This is a genomic window from uncultured Marinobacter sp., from assembly GCF_913055835.1.
Lineage (GTDB): Bacteria > Pseudomonadota > Gammaproteobacteria > Pseudomonadales > Oleiphilaceae > Marinobacter.
In genome coordinates this window covers 181,950-199,602 of sequence record NZ_CAJXKQ010000003.1, presented here as the reverse complement: position 1 = coordinate 199,602, position 17,653 = coordinate 181,950, and the positions used below count along the sequence as shown (strand labels likewise).

Genomic DNA, 17,653 nt, shown 5'->3' with positions numbered 1-17,653 from the left:
TCCAGGGTAATCACTTCAGGTTCTATACGTCTCAGCGCAGCAAGGGCGGAATCCTGGTCAGTCGCTACCGATACGTCCAGGTCTTCACTGAAACACCAGCGCATTTGACTCTGGAGGCCGGGATCATCCTCTACTATAAGAAGTCGTCTACTCACAACTGCTGTAAATCCTTTTTTGGAGTATTTCCTCGTACCTGATTTTTAACCGAACGTTGGCACTTTGCAATGGGGGTTTTCTCTCCACCCCAAAAACGACGATTATTTGGCACCCTCCTGGGCGCCTGCGACAACGATGGCTGACTGATTCTTTAGAGCGTGCAATTTTCTCGGCTGCGGTTCCGCGAGTGGAATTCTTACAGAAAAACAGGACCCTATTCCGGGCTCACTCGTAACATCAATACTGCCGCCCAACTTCTGAATATAGTCTCGGGCCTGATACGCTCCAATTCCCATGCCTGTGAGGCCCTTGGTACTCTCGAAAGGTTTGAATAGTTGGGTGCTAATGAATTCTTCTGTCATACCGCACCCCGTATCCTGGATAAACAGAACCACGTTACCTTTCGCATTTTTTAAAGTAAGAATTACTTCTCCGTCCTGAGGCGTTGCATCCTGTGCATTCTGAATCAGATGCCCCAATACGCTTTTTAATTGTTCCGAGTCGGCATTAATCATCGTTTGCGGCGGTTTGCCTTCAAGGTGTGGTGCCGGTGGTCGGCCAGCGTAGTGATCGACGAGTTCCCCCACCAGAGCTGTCAGATCGATTGTGCGACACTCACTGGTCGTGTCTGTCGAAGGTTTCCGAATATGGTCAACGAGGTTCGACATTTTTCGAACCGCGTGGTCGGTAGTGTTGATCATATCGTCAATAAAAGCCGGGTTGTTCCTGTGTTTTGGGGCATTTCTCACCAACAATGAAAGCTGCGCTATGACGGTTTTCAGATCATGGACCATAAACGCAGATGCTTTACTGACGGCCTCAAATTGCATGGCTCGTGACAAACGATTCTGAGCATCGGACTGGGCCAGAAGGTTACAGGTCTGTCTTGCAACGACCTTGATAAGGTCAAAGTTCTCCCAGTTGAGCTCGACCCGGGCGTAGGGATTGCCGATCATCGCTATGCCGTAAAGCTCATTTCCAAGATAAAGTGGGATTACGAGCCACGCTTCCGGAGTCTTGGCAATTGCATCGGGTATCTCCAAGAGGTTATAGCTTACCGGATCGGTACGGTATTCATGCAGATCCACGATCCACTCGCGCTCTTTGAAAAAATGCACCAACTCCGAATCGGCATCAATAAGCGTAAATTTGGGAGTAGTCATATTGATGCAGCTCTTAAGAACGTAAACTCCCTGTTCGCCTTTCACCCAGATGACCCCGGCGTTGCTTTCAACCAACCCGGAGAGTATTCGTATAACTCTTTCGGGCAGAGGCGGATCATCGCTCAGGTCAGCCAACTCCCGGGTCAACCTCAGCCATTCCTCGCGGTAATCATACTTGTAGTCGAAAAAGTTCTGACTGATCAGAACCATAAGTTTTGCGCGTAAGCGTCGGGAGAGAAGAAGCGTAACAAGGAATGTTACTGCTATTGCCAGGAAAAGAACTCGAAGAGAATCTCCCCAGGTTCCGCCTAGAACTCGAACGTAATACCCTCCAATAGCTAGGAAAAGAAGGTAAGCGCCCGCGAATGTTAAGGTGCCTGCATGGAAAACAGCAGAGCGTGATAGCTGGAAATCTACCGGCTGCTTGCGAGTGTTAATAACGTTAATCGCAAATAAAGGTACTAGTAACGCATTCACGAATCCTCGCGCGTTCCAGAACGAGTCCGCAACGTGGCCAAAAAGTAAGGCATCGGCGTACATGAAGAAGTCGAATGCGAATACGGTGGCAACACCGATACAAAGATATTTCATGCTTGAGCGGCCAAACGCGGGGGAGTTGCGCCAGATCTGCTCGACTAGCGAAAGACCCATCAATGAAAGGGCAATCTGCCCGAGGACCTTGGTCTTGCCGTCAAGGATGGATAAGCCCAGGAAGTACTCAAACACGCCAAAAGTCAGCAGAAGCAGCACCAAGAGAATGGTCGAAACACCGAGAATCCGCTTTAACTGATTGGTGAGGCTGCCCTGCCGAAGCGAGTCCCGAAGCATCGTGAAAAGAAGCGTTATCCACGCCGCGTCTCTCAGAAGTTCAAGAAGGTATCTAATGAAGAAGCTCGGAAATTCCCAGAGACTTTGAGCAACCACGGCGGATGACCACAACGTAGTTACCACAGCGGCAAGAAGCAGTGCACGGTCCTCATCTCGTCGCAGATAGCGAGTGGCAACGAGAATGCTGAGCAGACCAAAGGTGAGCGCCGCCGCCGCGTAACTAATTAGACTGAAATCTTCAAACATCCGATGTTATGCAACCCGACATGTTAGTTTGTATTCGTCTGGTTTGACGGAACGTTAAGAGTATAGACCACAGAATAGATGTGTTTTGTCGAATTCCTGGGTGTCCGTTTCTTTTACAGTCTAACTGTTCTGATATCCCGCCGATATTTTCTGATTACACTAACCTTATGAAAATAATATTAAAAGGTGTTCATTGGCACCTTTTCTGCTGTGTCTAATCACCAACAGCTGAGTTGTGGATTGGAGGGTTGTATGTCTAACAGGTTGTTTTCAGTTGCTATCGCCGGAGCACTACTTGCGGGAGGAGCAGGAGTTTCAAATGCAGCTCCTGTTACAGTCGATCTCTACTATAACGGGTTCTCTTATTCCGGCCCTGGCGACTCGGGCTATAAATCAGGCGGCATCAGTGGTGCTGGTGGTGTCAGAGCCGGGATGTTCAATTTCAGTGTTCGTGATGGCATTGAAAATGAGTATTTGTCCTGGTCCGAGACCCTTGACGCGTACTGTGTGGACACCGCCACCTATCTCAAGGAGGGCCAGTGGGTCAGTTACACCTTGAAGAGTGCCATAGACTACTTCGATTCTTCAGCATTGAATGACATTGATAGACTCTATGGAGACGTCGAGAGTGGCGTAAATTCCGGGGCTTCCTCCGCTGCATTTCAGTTGGCACTGTGGGAGATTGTCAACGAGGGGCAGAGCGGCTACAGCTTGGACTCGGGTGATTTTAAATCCTGGAGCTTTGGAAGCGTTGAAAGCCAGGCAGAGATCTGGCTCGATAACCTGGCTAGCGATGTCCGAGGATTCGATTTCTACGTGCTGGATTCAGACTATTCTCAAGATCTGTTGGTGATGAGTCCCAAGCCTTCAATCAAGGTCTCTGAACCGGGTACTCTGGCGCTCCTGGGTGTTGGTATAGCGGCAATTGGTTTAAGACGGCGTAGAACTCAGTAATAGGAACTGGTCTGACACGGGGGCACCGATTGGCGCCCCTTTCGTTTCTAGCGTTGCAGGACTATCAGGTTTTATACCGGCCTCTTATTCTCCCGATAAAACCGAAAAATCTCTTTCAGCGGCCGCTTGGGCTCAAACCCAAACTCCTTCACAAACGCCCGCCCGTCAATCACCACCGGATACTTGAAGAACGCCATCAGGTAAGACGGAAAACTCTTCAGTTTCAGTGTTCCGAGTATCATTTTTGGAACCATCGGCGGGATGGAGGGCACCTGAATCCGCTTGCAGCCACAGAGCTTGAGCGCGTGTTGATAGGCCACCCAGTCCTGCGGAGCGACGTTGTAAACGCCACGTGTCGGTTTTTTATACGCAAGGACAATGGCGTCCGCCATGTCATCAATATGGATGAACTGCATCATGGGCGAGAAGCCTGCCAGCACCGGTGCCCGCTCGCTGGCAAGCAGGGTGCTGATGGTGTTGCGCACACCGGGGCCCACGATATTGCAGGGCCGCAGGATGGTGATGTTCAGCTCCGGGTAGCGCCACAGGTAGATGTTGGCCAGGTTCTCCAGTTCCACGGAGTCAATCAGGTCGGCGCTGAGCCCTGCGCTCTTGAGTGGCGCGGACTCATCAATGAGTGCGGGGTTGTAGGCCACGGCGCCGTATACGTGGAACGTGGAGAGTACCACCACCCGTTTGATACCGTACTTGTGGCTCAGATCAAGGAGCTTTTGGGTACCCAGCACGTTGGCGTTGTAGCGCCGCATTCGGGTGAGCTGGCTCGACATGATCCGGCCCATGTGGATCACGCCATCAAACTGGTAGCGCCGGAACAGATCCTCGAATACCCGCTTGTTGAAATCAATGCAGTAGCTGGGGATGTCGTCGCCCAGGTAGACCTGTTCGCGGAAATCGACGGCGACGAGGTCGCAGGTATCCCGGAGTTGCTCGATGACCTGTTGGGCAAGGGCGCCGGCGGCACCGGTAATCAGAATGTGTGGTCTGCGTTGTTCGGTCATCAGAAAAGCCTTTTCCTTTCGCTCAGTCCCTTGTCGATCAGCCGGCTGATTTCCGCCTTGACCTTCTCAACCCGTTCTGTGACCTGCTCTTCGGGAATTTCCAGGTCGTCAAAGTACATGGGGGCTCCGAAATTCAGGTGTACCTTTGCCGGTAGCACGACGGGCATGGCGACTGGCGCGTAGGGGATGCCCAGGGCCTTTGCCAGGGGCTTGATGTTGGCGATGGCGGGAATGGTTTCCTCGCAGCCCACCACGCCGACGGGCACGATCGGCGCCTTGTACTTCATGGCCAGATGCATGAAGCCGTTGCCAAACCGTTTGAGCTGGTAGCGGTCATGGTAGAGCTTGCCGGAACCGCGTATGCCCTCGGGGAATACGATCACGGCTTCGTTGTTGGCGAGCATCTTGGCGCAGTTTACCGGGTCGCCCAGCACAGCCCCCACTTCATTGAGCAGGTTCCCCAGCCAGGGCACTGTCGGGAAAAAACGCTCAATCATTGCTCTTGGAATGCGCGGATCTTTTTCCCGGGAGGCGAGGGCATAGCCAATCAGCAGGCCATCGATGGGCAACTGCCCGCTGTGGTTGGCGATAATCAGAACCGGGCCTTCGGCGGGAATGTTTTCGACGCCCTGGGCCTGAACCCGGAAGTATTTCTCGTAAATCTGTTTGGTTAGCGAAAGCCCGTATTTAATGGCTTCGTTGTTGTAGCCCCAGGGGTCGTAACCCAGGCTCCCGATGGGTTTGCGGATGCGGTTGATATGCTCGTCCAGTTCCGCGGGAACCAGTCGGGATTTGAGAAACGATGCCAGGCTCATGATTTCCTTCCGATGAATACGCCTAATGTGTGGCTCTGCCCTTTATTAAGAACCCTATAATCGCTGGCGGCATTGGCGGTTTCGACGCACAGCATGGACTGCCAGGCCGTATCCGGAAAGTCCGACAGTGTTGCCGCTTTCGCCGGCCCCGGGTTCCAGACGACGGTCGAGTCGCTGCCCACGGCCGAGAGTTTGCGGCCGGTTCGGGGTGTTACGATCGTGAGCGGCTCGCCGCTCTCGTAGATCCGGTCAGTTTCCCCTTCAAAATATACCGGCCCTTCCTGGGTGCGGTATTCCCAGTTATCCAGGGTGTCGATGTACTGGCTGTTTCCAAGGCCAAGTACCCGAGTGCGGGTGATGTCGCTGGTGGGTAGATAGGTATGGAGTGCCTGGGTAAAGGCGAGGGGATCGTTGCCCAGGTTTGTCGTGGTCAGCGCCAGCTGGCAGCCTCGGATGGAAAAGCTGAAAGTCAGAAGCGCGAGTGCGTGGCCGATCCAGACATCATTGAAATCTTCATTGGCATCCAGGGACAGGCTGATCTCTACCTCGTGGGCGTTTTCCCGGACGTCCTCCAGCTTCCAGAGTGCGGTGCGGGCAAAGCCGTGGGCTTTGTCGGTCTTGATCCTTTTGCGAACCTCAGGCGCATTGCGGGCAGGATCGCCGAACCACGGCCAGCAGACCGGAATGCCACCCCGGATGGCGCGGCCAGGTTCGTATCGGGCCGTTGGGCTCATCCACAGCCAGTCAGATTCGTCCTGGGGCTGGAAGCTTGCCAAGTGGGCGCCCTGGAGAAACAGGGTGGCCTGGAACAAGGGGTGGTGTACCTCGAGGGCTTCCAGCTGCCCGATTGTTTTCCAGCGCGTGAAGGACCATTGGCCCGGAGAGAGTGAGAGCGGTGGCCTGTTACTGCTTTCTGACATGGTTAGTTACTGAGTGAAGCCTGTTAAGTGTATTTGCCTACACAGAGAGTAAATTAAAACTGCCGCTCCGGCGAGAAATGCGCCTAAAATACGCTCAAATTTCGCACGAGGCCCGCTGATGGAAACGCCGGTAGTCACCCCGATTCACGATCCCCTGAACACGCCTTTGCACAGCGCTCAGGAGGCCGTCGCAGGCAGTGATGTTCAGCCTATAGATCTTGGGACGGATCGTCGTGAACCGGTATCTGAGGACTGGCTGGATGAACTGGCTTCGGGGCTGAGCGAGTATGGCTGGATGTCGGTTGACGTCCGGTCACGGCTGGGAATGAACCTGTTGGCAGCATTGAAACAGGAAGTGCAGATTCTGGATCGCACCGATGCCATGAAGAAAGCCGGCATTGGCCGCGGCAATGATCTGGTGCGTGACCGATCGGTCCGCCGGGATAAGATTGCCTGGCTGCAGGGCGTTACTGCGCCCCAGGCGGCGCTGTTCGAATTCTTCGAGTCTATTCGCCAGGGCCTGAACCAGAGGCTGTTTCTGGGGCTGAAGCGATTCGAAACTCATTACGCCACCTACCACGCCGGTGATTTCTACAAGCAACACCTGGACAGCTTCCGGGGCAGGGCGTCCCGGGTGGTCAGCCTGGTGCTGTATCTGAACGAAGACTGGCAGGCAGCCGACGGCGGAGCCCTTCAGGTGTTCAATCGCGACAACGAGCACGAAGTGTGCGGAACCGTGTTGCCCGAGGCGGGACGCATGGCGCTGTTCATGAGTGAAGAGATTCCCCACGAGGTGTTGCCGGCAAACCGCACCCGTTACAGTCTGGCCTGCTGGTTCCGCCAGGACGAGGTGCCCCTGCCTTTATAAGGTGGATGCCGACTGGCGCGCCGATTTGTCATTGTAGTGTGCAAACCCTTTTGCTAATATGCGCGCCGCTCTCAGGGAATTGTCCTGAAACGCCGTTATGGTGGCTCCATTGGTGCCTCCGCAACATGAAACCGTGAACCCGGTCAGGCCCGGAAGGGAGCAGCCGCAGCGGTGGAATTGTGTGCCGGGGTGTCGCTGGTGGAGTCACCCCCAGTTTTCTCTCCCTCTCTCGTTTTTATCCTTCGGATTATCCTTGATTGCCATGAACTTATGTGCGGACCTGGCGTGCGCGTTTCCGAGACCAAGTTTGCTTCTTCTGAATCTTCGTCCGTGCTAAGGTTAGAGCCGTTTTTAACTGCAGTTGGCGGAACATGAGCTACCAGGTACTTGCCCGTAAATGGCGCCCACGCACCTTCGAGGATATGGTGGGCCAGGAACACGTGCTCCAGGCGTTGATTCACGCTCTGGAAAGCCAGCGTCTTCATCACGCCTATCTGTTCACGGGGACCCGTGGGGTAGGCAAGACCACCATTGGTCGTCTGCTCGCCCGCTGCCTGAACTGCGAAACCGGCGTCACGCCCAATCCCTGCGGTGAATGCTCCAGTTGCCAGGAGATCCAGGAAGGCCGGTTTGTGGATTTGATCGAGATTGACGCCGCCTCCCGTACCGGCGTCGATGATATGCGGGAACTGACCGATAACGTCCAGTACGCGCCCACTCGCGGCCGCTACAAGGTGTACCTCATTGACGAGGTGCACATGCTGACGAATCAGTCATTTAACGCCTTCCTGAAGACCCTCGAAGAGCCACCGGAACACGTCAAGTTCCTGCTGGCGACGACGGATCCCCAGAAGCTACCAGTTACCGTGCTATCCCGGTGTCTGCAGTTCAATCTCAAGCGCATGACCCCGGAGCACATTGCAGGCCACCTCCGCCATGTACTCGGTGCCGAGGAGATCCCGTTTGAGGAACCCGCCCTGTGGCTTCTCGCCCGGGCTGCCGATGGCAGTATGCGCGATGCCCTGAGCCTGACCGATCAGGCGATCGCCTTTGGTAACCAGAAGCTGTCCGCCAGTGATGTCAGCAACATGCTGGGGACCATTGATCAGCGGGATATCGAGCGCATCGTTGATGCCCTGGTAGAAGGCGACGGCCCGGCCTTGCTCTCGGAAATCAGCCGGATTTCCGATTTTGCGCCGGATTACAGTGTGATCCTCGCGGATCTGCTGTCGCTCTTTCACCGGGTCACCATGGAACAGGTGGTTCCGGGCAGTGCCGACAACGCCCTCGGTGATGCTGAGCAGGTCCAGGCCCTGGCTCGCAAGCTCAGTGCCGAGGACGCCCAGCTTTTCTATCAGTCAGCCCTGATTGGCCGGAAAGACCTTACCATTACGCCCGATGCTCGCATGGGTTTCGAGATGACCCTGCTCCGGATGCTTGCCTTCCGGCCCGGCGCTGACCGGCGAGAGCCGCCCGCACTAAGCTCCGGCGGTCAGTCCTCCGCCTCTGAGCCACGGGATGAGCCCGACCCGGCGCCGACCCCACAGGTAGCGCAAAAACAGCCGGAACCGCAGCCGGAGGTTTCCCGGCCGGTAGCGGAAGTGGCCGCAGAGCCGGTTCAAGAGGCTAGCGAAGTCCCTGCACAGCCGGAACCCGAACCCACGCCTGAGCCTGAACCTGAACCCGAGATGCCGGCCGCTCCGCCCGTTTCGGATGAGGATGCATCCTGGCTGGCCAGTCTGGATGCCCAGGCCGAGGCGGCTGGTGAGTATGAGGAAAGCTATCCTTTAAGCGACGAAGCTCCCGTTACCGAAGAGCCAGCCCCTGAAGTGGCCGCCGAGCCGGTTGATCAGCCGGCCCCGGCTCCAGAGCCTGCTTTTGCAGAGCCTGAGCCAGCGGCCCAAGCTGTTCCCGGGGCTGAGGGGGAGTTTGTCTGGCACCGGGATTTCCGGAGTCTTGGCATTGTTGGGATGCCCGGCAACCTGGCCAGTCACGGCGCCATGTCGCGGGACGGCGATGTGATAACCCTCACCATTGATGAGGGCCACGCCAGGCTGTTGAACAGCAGGCACGAGGAAAAGATTCTCGCTGCCTTGAGAAACCGCTTCGGAGACTCCATTCAACTACGTACAGCTCAGGGCGATCCGGGGCCACATACGCCGGCAGCCTATGAGGAGCGCCAGCGAAAGGCGCGCCAGGAAGCAGCCGAGGCGTCCATTCGCCAGGACCCGGTCGTAAAGTCTATTGTTGAACGATTCGAAGCCCGGGTAGTCGAAGAGAGTATCCGGCCGGCCGAGACTCGGCCAGAAACAAGCAGGAGATAAGTGATGATGAATAATATGGGCGATATGATGAAAAAAGCCCAGAAAATGCAGGAAGAGATGCAGAAGGCCCAGGAAGAAATCGCCAAGGCCGAGGTCACTGGCGAAGCCGGTGCCGGTCTGGTCAAGGTCACCATGAATGGCCGCCACGACGTTCGTAAAGTGGACATCGACTCGTCTCTGATGTCTGAGGAAAAGGACATTCTGGAAGATCTCCTGGCTGCAGCGGTGAACGATGCTGTTCGGCGCGTTGAGGAAAACCAGAAAGAAAAGATGTCCGGTATGATGTCGGGCATGGGCCTCCCGCCCGGTTTCAAGATGCCGTTCTGAATTTCATCCCGCCGTCGTTTGAGGATCTTTCATGGCGTTCAGCCCCCTGGTTGATGAGCTCGTAGAATCCCTTCGTTGCCTGCCCGGCGTTGGCCAGAAAACGGCCCAGCGCATGGCATTCCATTTACTGGAGCGTGGCCGTTCCGGTGGCACCCGGCTCTCCGAGGCTTTGAGCCAGGCCATGAACGGCGTCCGTCGCTGCGACAGCTGCCAGAACTTTGCCGACACCGAGATTTGCGGCATCTGTGAAAATCCCCAGCGTCGCACCGGCACTCTGTGTGTGGTGGAAAGTCCCTCGGATCTGCTGGCCATCGAACAGGCCGGTGATTACCGGGGCGGCTATTTCGTTCTGATGGGGCACCTGTCACCCATCGACGGAGTGGGGCCGGAAGAAATCGGTATCGAGCGGCTGCTGAAGCGGATCCGGGATGAGGGCGTGACTGAACTGATCCTGGCGACCAACCCCACCGTCGAAGGCGAAGCCACGGCCCACTACATAGCCGATCGTCTTGATGGTCAGGAAATCCTGATTACCCGGCTGGCTCATGGCATTCCCGTGGGTGGCGAGCTGGGTTATGTTGACGGATTTACGCTGACTCACGCATTCCGGGGCCGAAAACCACTCTCCGATTGAGCCAGACCGAATAACCCTACCAGGCACTTTTATGGATATTAATGCCCAGGCCGCTGCGGCTGTTGACGTTCCCCCGGCTCCGGCCAGTATTCATTGGGTCCGGGAGCCGGAGGCACTGGACCAATGGCTGAATCGCGCGCCGGGCAAGCCCCTGGCTCTGGACACCGAATTTGAACGGGTAAACACCTTTTATCCGATTCCGGGCCTGGTTCAACTGGGCCTCGACGGTGAATTCTGCCTGGTGGATCCCTCTGTTGCCGAACAATCCCGGCGTTTCCGCGAGCTGCTGGCCGACCCGGATACCCCAAAGCTCCTGTATGCAATGAGCGAAGATCTGGAACTGTTTCGTCAGTGGCTCAACATTGAGCCTGCCGGTGTCATTGACCTTCAAATCGGCGCCGCAATGGCTGGCGCAGGGTTTTCCCTCGGTTACGCCAGACTGGTGGAAACCCTGTTCGGAGAGACCCTGGACAAGTCAGCCACTCGCTCCGACTGGCTGGCAAGACCGCTTAGCGAGGCTCAGCAACGCTACGCCATAGAAGACATCCGTTTTCTGGAACCGATGTACCAGTGGGTCAGCAAATTATTAAGGGATCGCGGACTGGAAGCCGCCCTGGTTGAGGAATCGGCTCGTTTTGCCGATGAGCTGGCGGGGCAGGAAGATCCTGACAACCACTACCTGAAACTGCGGGGCGGCTGGACGCTTTCAGCCCAGCAACAGGGGGTTCTCAGGGAACTGGTGCGTTGGCGTGAACTGGAGTGCCAGCGACGGGACCGTCCCCGGAATCGTGTGCTTGCGGATGCACTATTGATTGCCATTGCAGAAAGGCTGCCAGGGTCTCTGAGGGAACTTTCCAATATTCAGGGCGTACCCTCAGGCGCAGTTCGTCGGTACGGCGATACCATCCTTGAACTTGTTAGCAAGGGATCGACCGCGGATAATTCATCCCTTGAACGGATTTCGCCACCGCTGGGCCGGGACCAGCAGGGCTTCTTCAAGCAATTGAAGCGTCTTTTTAGAAAGGCGTCGGAAGATGCTGATATTCCGATGGAATTACTGGCTCCAAGAAAGCGACTTGAGAAGGTTGTGCAGCATCCCGATCTTGCGCAACACGAATTTTTTCAGGGCTGGCGGGCGCAGATTCTCGCGCCGGTACGCGCTGATATCGAGGAATTGCTGAAATCATGAAAGAGCGTGAATTTGTCTCTGTTTTCCGGAGCAGCAAGAAGAATGACACTTACCTGTTTGTTCGACGGGGACAGGAGTGGGAAGAGCTACCCGAAAGCCTTCGCGGAATTTTTGGCCAGCCGGTTCATTCCATGGACCTGGTGCTGACACCGGACAGGAAGCTGGCACGAACCACGGGGAAACAGGTCCTGGACGCCATCGCCGAGAAAGACTTTTTTCTGCAGATGCCGGAAGAACAGGAGTCTTACGTGGTGGACTTCAAGCGCAAGCTGGAGCAGCGCAATCCATGATTGCCCAGGTGCCGTTCTGGCAGCGTAAACGCCTGCATGAGATGACGCCAGCTGAATGGGAGTCTCTATGCGACGGTTGCGGGAAGTGTTGCCTGAACAAACTGGAAGACGAAGACACGGGTGAGGTTTACCACACCGATCTGGTGTGTCGTTACATGGACGAGGAAAACTGCCAGTGTACCGTTTACGAAGAACGGCTGCAGAAAGTGCCTGGCTGTACGGTGCTGACACCGGGCACGGTCAACGACTACCATTGGCTACCTTACACCTGCGCTTACCGGACCCTGGCTGAAGACCGGCCACTGGCCGACTGGCATCCTCTGCGAAGCGGAGATCGGGACTCGGTGCACGAGGCAGGCGTTTCGATCCGTCACAAGGTGATTTCAGAGGACCGCGTGCCGGAAGAAGATTGGGAAGAACACATCATTCACTGGATCCTGTAATGATTGATACCGATGCACAACTGGCCTACGGGATTTTCTGGGCCGCCTACGCCATTGCCTTTGTCGTATTTTTTTACATGATGAAGAGCCTGATCCGCTTCCTTCCTTTTTATGGGGTGCGGACCCTGATTCTTGCTGCTCTGGTGGCGTTACTGCTTACGCCGGTTGAATCGCCGGATCTGCCCGGTTGGTGGATTCCGGCCTGGCTTTATGGCGGCTACGAGATGATTCTTGGCGATGCGGACGCTTCAGGCAGGGCCCTGTTTAACCTTGGTCTGGCAGGACTGGTAATGTTGCTGGTCTGGGTGCTGGATCTGGTTCGCTACCGTCTTGTTCGCAAATAACGTGTAAAACTAGAAGAAGAAAAGGATGGATGCCTTGAGAGAGATTGCATCGCGCTGGTTTGCTCTGTTCGCTGTTTGCCTCGCACTCAGCTTGCCTGTCGCGGTTAATGCCCAGCAGAGCGATGACGTTCAACTGCCAGAGCAGTCGGACGTGCGAATCATTGTCGATATCTCGGGTTCCATGAAAGACACGGACCCGGAAAATCTCCGCCAGCCGGCGGTTCGCCTGCTCGCCCGGCTGTTGCCGGAGGGAACCACCGCCGGTGTCTGGACCTTTGGGCAGTACGTCAACATGCTGGTGCCGCACCGGGAAGTCACGGACGCGTGGCGCGACATGGCCATCCAGCGCTCGGCGCAGATCAATTCTGTCGCTCTCAGAACCAACCTTGGTGCGGCGATTGAAACGGCAAGCGACGACTATTTCACGGACGGCGATCTGAGCCGGACTCACTTCATTTTGCTGACTGATGGCAAGGTCGATATCTCCGACGATGCCGCTGCCAATACGGCCGAGGAACAGCGGATTCTGAGCACGATTGTGGCGGATCTCATCGAACGGGGCGCCACGTTCCATCCGGTGGCCCTTTCTGAGGCTGCCGATACTGACTTTCTGAAGGCGTTGGCGACGGAATCCGGCGGCCGTTTCCAGGTGGCCGATACCGCAGACGCACTGAACCTGGCGTTTCTTCAGGCTCTGAACACCGCGGTGCCCCAGGAGCAGATTCCGATTGAGGGCAACGGCTTCACCGTAGATGAGGGCGTTAGTGAATTTACCGCCCTGATTTTCTGGGGTGAGTCGGAGACCTCCGCAACACGGGAGCTTGCCCTGGTTCGCCCGGATGAGCAGACCGTGAATCTCTCCGAATTCCCCGATAACGTCCGCTGGGCAAGGGAAGCCGGCTACGACCTGATCACCGTCAATGAGCCGTTGGCCGGGAAGTGGCGTATCAACGGTGAGTTGGGTGAGGGCAGCCGGATAACGGTGGTCAGCGACCTCAGGATGGTCGTTAATCCCCTGCCAACTACGTTCACTGCGGACAAACCACTGGAGCTCCGGGTTGGCTTTTTCGAGGAGCAGGAAAAGATCACCAATCCGGACTTCCTGAGTGTGATCGAGGTTAGCCTCAGTATCACCTCGGAGGATGGCAGAAGCGGAACAAAGGTATTGTCCGGTGAGCAGCCGCCGGAAGACGGCACCTATCGGGATACCGTGAGCCGTTTGCCCGCTGCGGGCCTTTACACGGTTGATGTGGTTGCCGACGGCCAGACTTTCAGCCGCAAGTTCAGTGCTACCGTCGGGTTCACGATGCCTGAAGGGGCAGAGCCTGCTGATTTGCCGGGAGAGTCGATGGCAACGGAGGAAACCGAGCCGGCGCCCACAACTGGACCGTCTGAACCTGAGCCTTCACCTTCAGTCTCTGAGCCGGCGCAACCCGAGCCCGAACCGGAGATTGCATCGCCCATCGACGTGAGCCAGGCAGAAGGGCCAGTAGCGCCGGCTGAACAACAACCTGAACCGGCACCAGAGGAGCCGGAAGAAGCGGAAACCGGCTTCGCCGTACCTTTGTGGATGGTCGGCGCGGCAGGCGGTGGCCTGGTGGTGATTGGCGGCCTGGTGTGGTTTGCACTGCGCCAGCGGAAGCAACGCCAGGAAGAGCAGGCGCAAGCCGCCGCCGAGCGGGAAACGCTGGAAGATCTGGAGGAGGAGCCGGAGCCAGAACGAGAGCCAGAGGCGGAACCAGAGGAAACCGCGGAGCCCGAACCGGATGAGATTCCGGAGGTCACCGAGGAAGCGCCAGAAGATGACATGGCTGAACTGGAGGCCGTGATTGATGAGCATGAGGCGGCTCTGAAGGCGGAAGATGAAGAGCTTTCGGAACCCGAGGTTGAACCGGCCGAGGAGCAGGAAGACGACATCCCGGTAGCGGACACGCCCGTGGAGGAAGATCCACCGGAGCTGGACGAGGATATCCCGGAGCTGGAAGATGTTGCCGATCCCTCGGACGCTGATGCGCCGGAAGAAGACGACGAGGAAGAGTTCGGGCTGGAGGATTTTGATCTTTCCGAATTTGACGATCTACCCGATTATGATCAGGACGAGTCCGGATTGCCCGAGGATGATCCGAAGAAGAAACCCGATCAGAAAGACCAGAAAAAGTAACCAACAGGAACCAGAGCATGAAGTTTACCGGTACCGAGAAGTACGTAGCCACCGATGACCTGCAAATGGCCGTCAACGCAGCAATTGCGCTCCAGCGTCCGCTGTTGATCAAGGGCGAGCCGGGCACCGGGAAAACCCTGCTGGCGGAGGAAATGGCCGCCGGTCTGGGTATGAGGCTGATTCCCTGGCACATCAAGTCCACCACCAAGGCCCAGCAAGGGCTGTACGAATACGACGCGGTTTCCCGTCTGCGGGACTCCCAGCTGGGCGATGAAAAGGTCAAGGACATCAGCAACTACATCGTGAAAGGAAAGCTCTGGGAGGCCTTCGAGGCTGACGAGCAGGTGGTGCTGCTGATCGACGAGATCGACAAGGCCGATATCGAATTCCCCAACGACCTGTTGCTGGAACTCGACCGGATGGAGTTCTTCGTCTACGAGACCCAGCAGTCTGTAAAGGCGAAAAAGCGTCCGATCGTGGTGATCACCAGTAACAACGAGAAGGAATTGCCGGACGCCTTCTTGCGCCGGTGTTTCTTCCACTACATCAGCTTCCCGGACCATGACACCATGCAGAATATCGTGGATGTGCATTTCCCGGGCTTGCAGCAGGAAATCGTTCGTGATGCCCTGGAAGTCTTCTTCGATGTGCGCAAGGTCCCGGGGCTGAAGAAAAAGCCGTCTACCTCCGAACTGATCGACTGGCTGAAACTGCTGATGGCAGACGAGCTGTCCGCAAAAATGCTGCAGGAAAAGGATACCAGCTCGGCGTTGCCACCTCTGTACGGGGCGCTAGTGAAGAACGAGCAGGATGTGCATCTGTTGCAGAAGCTCGCCTTTATGGCCCGTCGCCGCAGCTGATTCTCGGCAAGCCCATTGGCAAGAGTCATGTTTTATGTTGATTGATTTTTTTCTTGAAGTCCGGCGCGCAAGGGTACCTGCCAGTCTGAGAGAGTTTCTGGATCTTCTGGAAGCTCTGCAGAAACGGCTGGCCTTTGCGGATATGGAGGAGTTCTATTATCTGTCCCGTCTTTGCCTGGTCAAGGATGAGCGCCACTTCGACAAGTTTGACCGCGCGTTCCAGGCTTACTTTGAGGGCATCGAGAATCTCGACGACCTGCTGGAAGCCCTGATTCCGGACGACTGGTTGAGGGCAGAGTTCGAGAAGCACCTGTCCGAGGAAGAGAAGGCGAAGATCGATTCCCTCGGAGGCCTTGAGGAGCTGATCGAAACTTTCAAGAAACGCATGGAAGAGCAGGAAGAGCGCCACGCCGGCGGCAACAAATGGATCGGCACCGGTGGCACCTCACCATTCGGCGCCAACGGATACAACCCGGAGGGCTTCCGGATCGGCCAGAAAAACGGTCGCCACGGCAGGGCCGTGAAGGTCTGGGAAAAGCGCGAGTTCAAGGATCTGGACGACAGCGTGACCCTGGGCATCCGGAACATCAAGGTGGCGCTGCGCCGGTTACGGAAATTCGCTCGCCAGGGTGCGGCGGACCAGCTGGATATGGACGATACCATTCGTTCCACGGCTCGCAATGCCGGCTATCTGGATCTGAAAATGGTGCCTGAACGGCACAACGCGGTGAAAGTGCTGATCTTCTTCGATGTGGGCGGCTCCATGGACCCTCACGTTCGTGTGTGCGAGGAGTTGTTCTCGGCCGCGCGGCTGGAGTTCAAGCACATGGAATATTTCTACTTCCACAATTTCATCTACGAAAGTGTCTGGAAGAACAATATTCGCCGGATGAATGAAACCACCAGCACCTGGGACATCCTTCACAAGTACACGCCCGACTACAAAGTGATCTTTGTGGGTGACGCGACCATGGCGCCTTATGAGATCTCCCATCCCGGTGGCTCGATCGAACACTGGAACGAAGAAGCAGGAGCCACCTGGTTCCAGCGTATCACCGAGCACTTCCGCAAGGTTGTCTGGATCAATCCGCTCCCGGAGAGTTACTGGGGCAATGGCGGTTCGTTGGGCATGACCAAACAGCTGGTGAATGATCACATGTACCCGTTGACCGTCGAAGGCCTCGAATCGGCCATGAAGCAACTGAGCAAATAAAAAAGCCGATGCGGTTGAGGGCATCGGCAAAGCTCGGCATATCAAGCGGGGTTGCCTGAGGGCACTCCCGCCGCTTTTCAGGGAGCAAATACAGGGCCAGTTGGATTAAAGGCTGTTAAAACAGTCGTTTAAAATTCAACTTGTCCGCCTGAGCTCCTTTGCGCTTCCATCTCCTCCCTGACTCTGTCAAATAACTCGACACTTTCCCCGCCCTTTCAGCTTCAGATGTGCGTTTCTCATTTGGTGATCTGGATACCGTTCTTGGCGGTTACCAAGTGTTACGCTTTCTGCCGATCTGTTACAGAAGTTTGCATGCGCTACACGGGCTACAGGGGCAGGAGGCTTATGTTCGGCACAAAACAAACACAAAAGCGCCGGATAGCACACCAAAGGATAGTCACCATCGCGTCAGTGGTTCTGGCATTGCTGGCTGCTCCTGCGTCTGGTGCGGCTGGTCTTGACGAGGAGCTCGAGCGCCTTGGTGCCGAGGTAGCCAGTCATTCCGAACGCGTATTTGCCCTCGAGCAAAAGGTCCTGCATCCAGCCAATACCCGACTGGCAGTTTTTCTGACACTTCAAAGTCGGGATGCCCTGGATCTGGATTCCGTGGAACTGTTTGTGAATGGCAAACCTGTGGCGTCCCACCTGTATTCCGAGAGAGAACGGGCATCCCTTGAACGCGGTGGAATCCAGCAGCTATTCACCGGCAATCTGAAGAATGGCGAGCACGAGCTGAAGACCGTGATTACCGCCCGCTCAGCGGATGATGATTTTGTGCGTCGGGAATCCACTCACCGGTTCAGAAAACGCCCCGGCGTGCTCCGTTTGCAGATGAGTCTGGAGGCCCGGGCGCCTGATTACGAACCTCGGGTTTCATTCGTGGAGTGGGAGTAGGGCGC

17 protein-coding genes and 1 other RNA gene are annotated in these 17,653 nt (G+C 56.3%); 14 read left to right on the top strand and 4 right to left on the bottom strand.

The genetic code is table 11. The features are described 5' to 3' along the window. Positions 1-257: 257 nt before the first annotated feature. Entirely contained in the window at positions 258-2,393 is a 2,136-nt protein-coding gene (gene prsK, locus QZ534_RS03565; protein WP_296931484.1) for an XrtA/PEP-CTERM system histidine kinase PrsK, read from the bottom strand. Between the two features lie 252 nt (positions 2,394-2,645). Between prsK and QZ534_RS03560 the strand changes: the two genes are divergently transcribed. Continuing rightward, positions 2,646-3,347, top strand: coding sequence for a PEP-CTERM sorting domain-containing protein (locus tag QZ534_RS03560; protein WP_296931483.1), 702 nt, complete (start codon positions 2,646-2,648; stop codon positions 3,345-3,347). A gap of 71 nt (positions 3,348-3,418) precedes the next feature. Here the strand turns inward: QZ534_RS03560 and QZ534_RS03555 are convergent, their stop codons facing one another. From QZ534_RS03555 to QZ534_RS03545, 3 genes are read right to left on the bottom strand one after another with little or no spacing between them, the layout of a single operon-like run. Further along, positions 3,419-4,366 (bottom strand): SDR family oxidoreductase, encoded by a 948-nt coding sequence (locus QZ534_RS03555; protein WP_296931482.1) that lies wholly within the window; start codon positions 4,364-4,366, stop codon positions 3,419-3,421. Beyond that, entirely contained in the window at positions 4,366-5,181 is an 816-nt protein-coding gene (locus tag QZ534_RS03550) for a lysophospholipid acyltransferase family protein (RefSeq protein WP_296931481.1), read from the bottom strand. Before QZ534_RS03550 ends, QZ534_RS03555 begins: the two co-directional genes overlap by 1 nt. Then, positions 5,178-6,101 carry a D-hexose-6-phosphate mutarotase gene (locus QZ534_RS03545; protein ID WP_296931480.1) on the bottom strand — a complete coding sequence of 308 codons (924 nt, stop codon included), beginning with the start codon at positions 6,099-6,101 and terminating at the stop codon, positions 5,178-5,180. Before QZ534_RS03545 ends, QZ534_RS03550 begins: the two co-directional genes overlap by 4 nt. Before the next feature lie 118 nt (positions 6,102-6,219). Between QZ534_RS03545 and QZ534_RS03540 the strand changes: the two genes are divergently transcribed. From QZ534_RS03540 to QZ534_RS03480, 13 genes are all read left to right on the top strand, one after another. Continuing rightward, positions 6,220-6,969 (top strand): 2OG-Fe(II) oxygenase, encoded by a 750-nt coding sequence (locus QZ534_RS03540; protein ID WP_296931479.1) that lies wholly within the window; start codon positions 6,220-6,222, stop codon positions 6,967-6,969. 107 nt (positions 6,970-7,076) lie between these two features. Next, positions 7,077-7,173, top strand: an RNA gene (ffs, locus tag QZ534_RS03535) — signal recognition particle sRNA small type. 167 nt (positions 7,174-7,340) lie between these two features. Continuing rightward, entirely contained in the window at positions 7,341-9,293 is a 1,953-nt protein-coding gene (gene dnaX, locus QZ534_RS03530) for a DNA polymerase III subunit gamma/tau (protein ID WP_296931477.1), read from the top strand. A gap of 3 nt (positions 9,294-9,296) precedes the next feature. Beyond that, the gene (locus QZ534_RS03525; RefSeq protein WP_053115401.1) at positions 9,297-9,620 is read left to right on the top strand and encodes a YbaB/EbfC family nucleoid-associated protein; all 324 of its coding nucleotides are present in this window, start codon (positions 9,297-9,299) and stop codon (positions 9,618-9,620) included. 31 nt (positions 9,621-9,651) lie between these two features. Further along, a complete protein-coding gene (gene recR, locus QZ534_RS03520; RefSeq protein ID WP_296931475.1) occupies positions 9,652-10,254 on the top strand; it encodes a recombination mediator RecR in 603 nt (200 codons plus the stop codon). A gap of 31 nt (positions 10,255-10,285) precedes the next feature. Continuing rightward, the gene (locus QZ534_RS03515; protein ID WP_296931473.1) at positions 10,286-11,443 is read left to right on the top strand and encodes an HRDC domain-containing protein; all 1,158 of its coding nucleotides are present in this window, start codon (positions 10,286-10,288) and stop codon (positions 11,441-11,443) included. Beyond that, the gene (locus QZ534_RS03510; RefSeq protein ID WP_296931471.1) at positions 11,440-11,733 is read left to right on the top strand and encodes a YcgL domain-containing protein; all 294 of its coding nucleotides are present in this window, start codon (positions 11,440-11,442) and stop codon (positions 11,731-11,733) included. Before QZ534_RS03515 ends, QZ534_RS03510 begins: the two co-directional genes overlap by 4 nt. Next, positions 11,730-12,176: a YcgN family cysteine cluster protein gene (locus QZ534_RS03505; RefSeq protein ID WP_296931469.1), complete on the top strand. Its 447-nt coding sequence runs from the start codon at positions 11,730-11,732 to the stop codon at positions 12,174-12,176. Before QZ534_RS03510 ends, QZ534_RS03505 begins: the two co-directional genes overlap by 4 nt. Continuing rightward, positions 12,176-12,520: a hypothetical protein gene (locus tag QZ534_RS03500; RefSeq protein ID WP_296931468.1), complete on the top strand. Its 345-nt coding sequence runs from the start codon at positions 12,176-12,178 to the stop codon at positions 12,518-12,520. Before QZ534_RS03505 ends, QZ534_RS03500 begins: the two co-directional genes overlap by 1 nt. Positions 12,521-12,545: 25 nt before the next feature. After that, positions 12,546-14,681: a vWA domain-containing protein gene (locus QZ534_RS03495; protein ID WP_296931465.1), complete on the top strand. Its 2,136-nt coding sequence runs from the start codon at positions 12,546-12,548 to the stop codon at positions 14,679-14,681. Between the two features lie 17 nt (positions 14,682-14,698). After that, positions 14,699-15,541 carry a MoxR family ATPase gene (locus QZ534_RS03490; RefSeq protein WP_153637395.1) on the top strand — a complete coding sequence of 281 codons (843 nt, stop codon included), beginning with the start codon at positions 14,699-14,701 and terminating at the stop codon, positions 15,539-15,541. 34 nt (positions 15,542-15,575) lie between these two features. Beyond that, positions 15,576-16,754, top strand: a complete 1,179-nt coding sequence (locus QZ534_RS03485; RefSeq protein WP_296931462.1) for a VWA domain-containing protein — start codon at positions 15,576-15,578, stop codon at positions 16,752-16,754. Between the two features lie 345 nt (positions 16,755-17,099). Then, positions 17,100-17,648: an AraC family transcriptional regulator gene (locus tag QZ534_RS03480; protein ID WP_296931459.1), complete on the top strand. Its 549-nt coding sequence runs from the start codon at positions 17,100-17,102 to the stop codon at positions 17,646-17,648. The last annotated feature ends 5 nt before the right edge of the window (positions 17,649-17,653 follow it).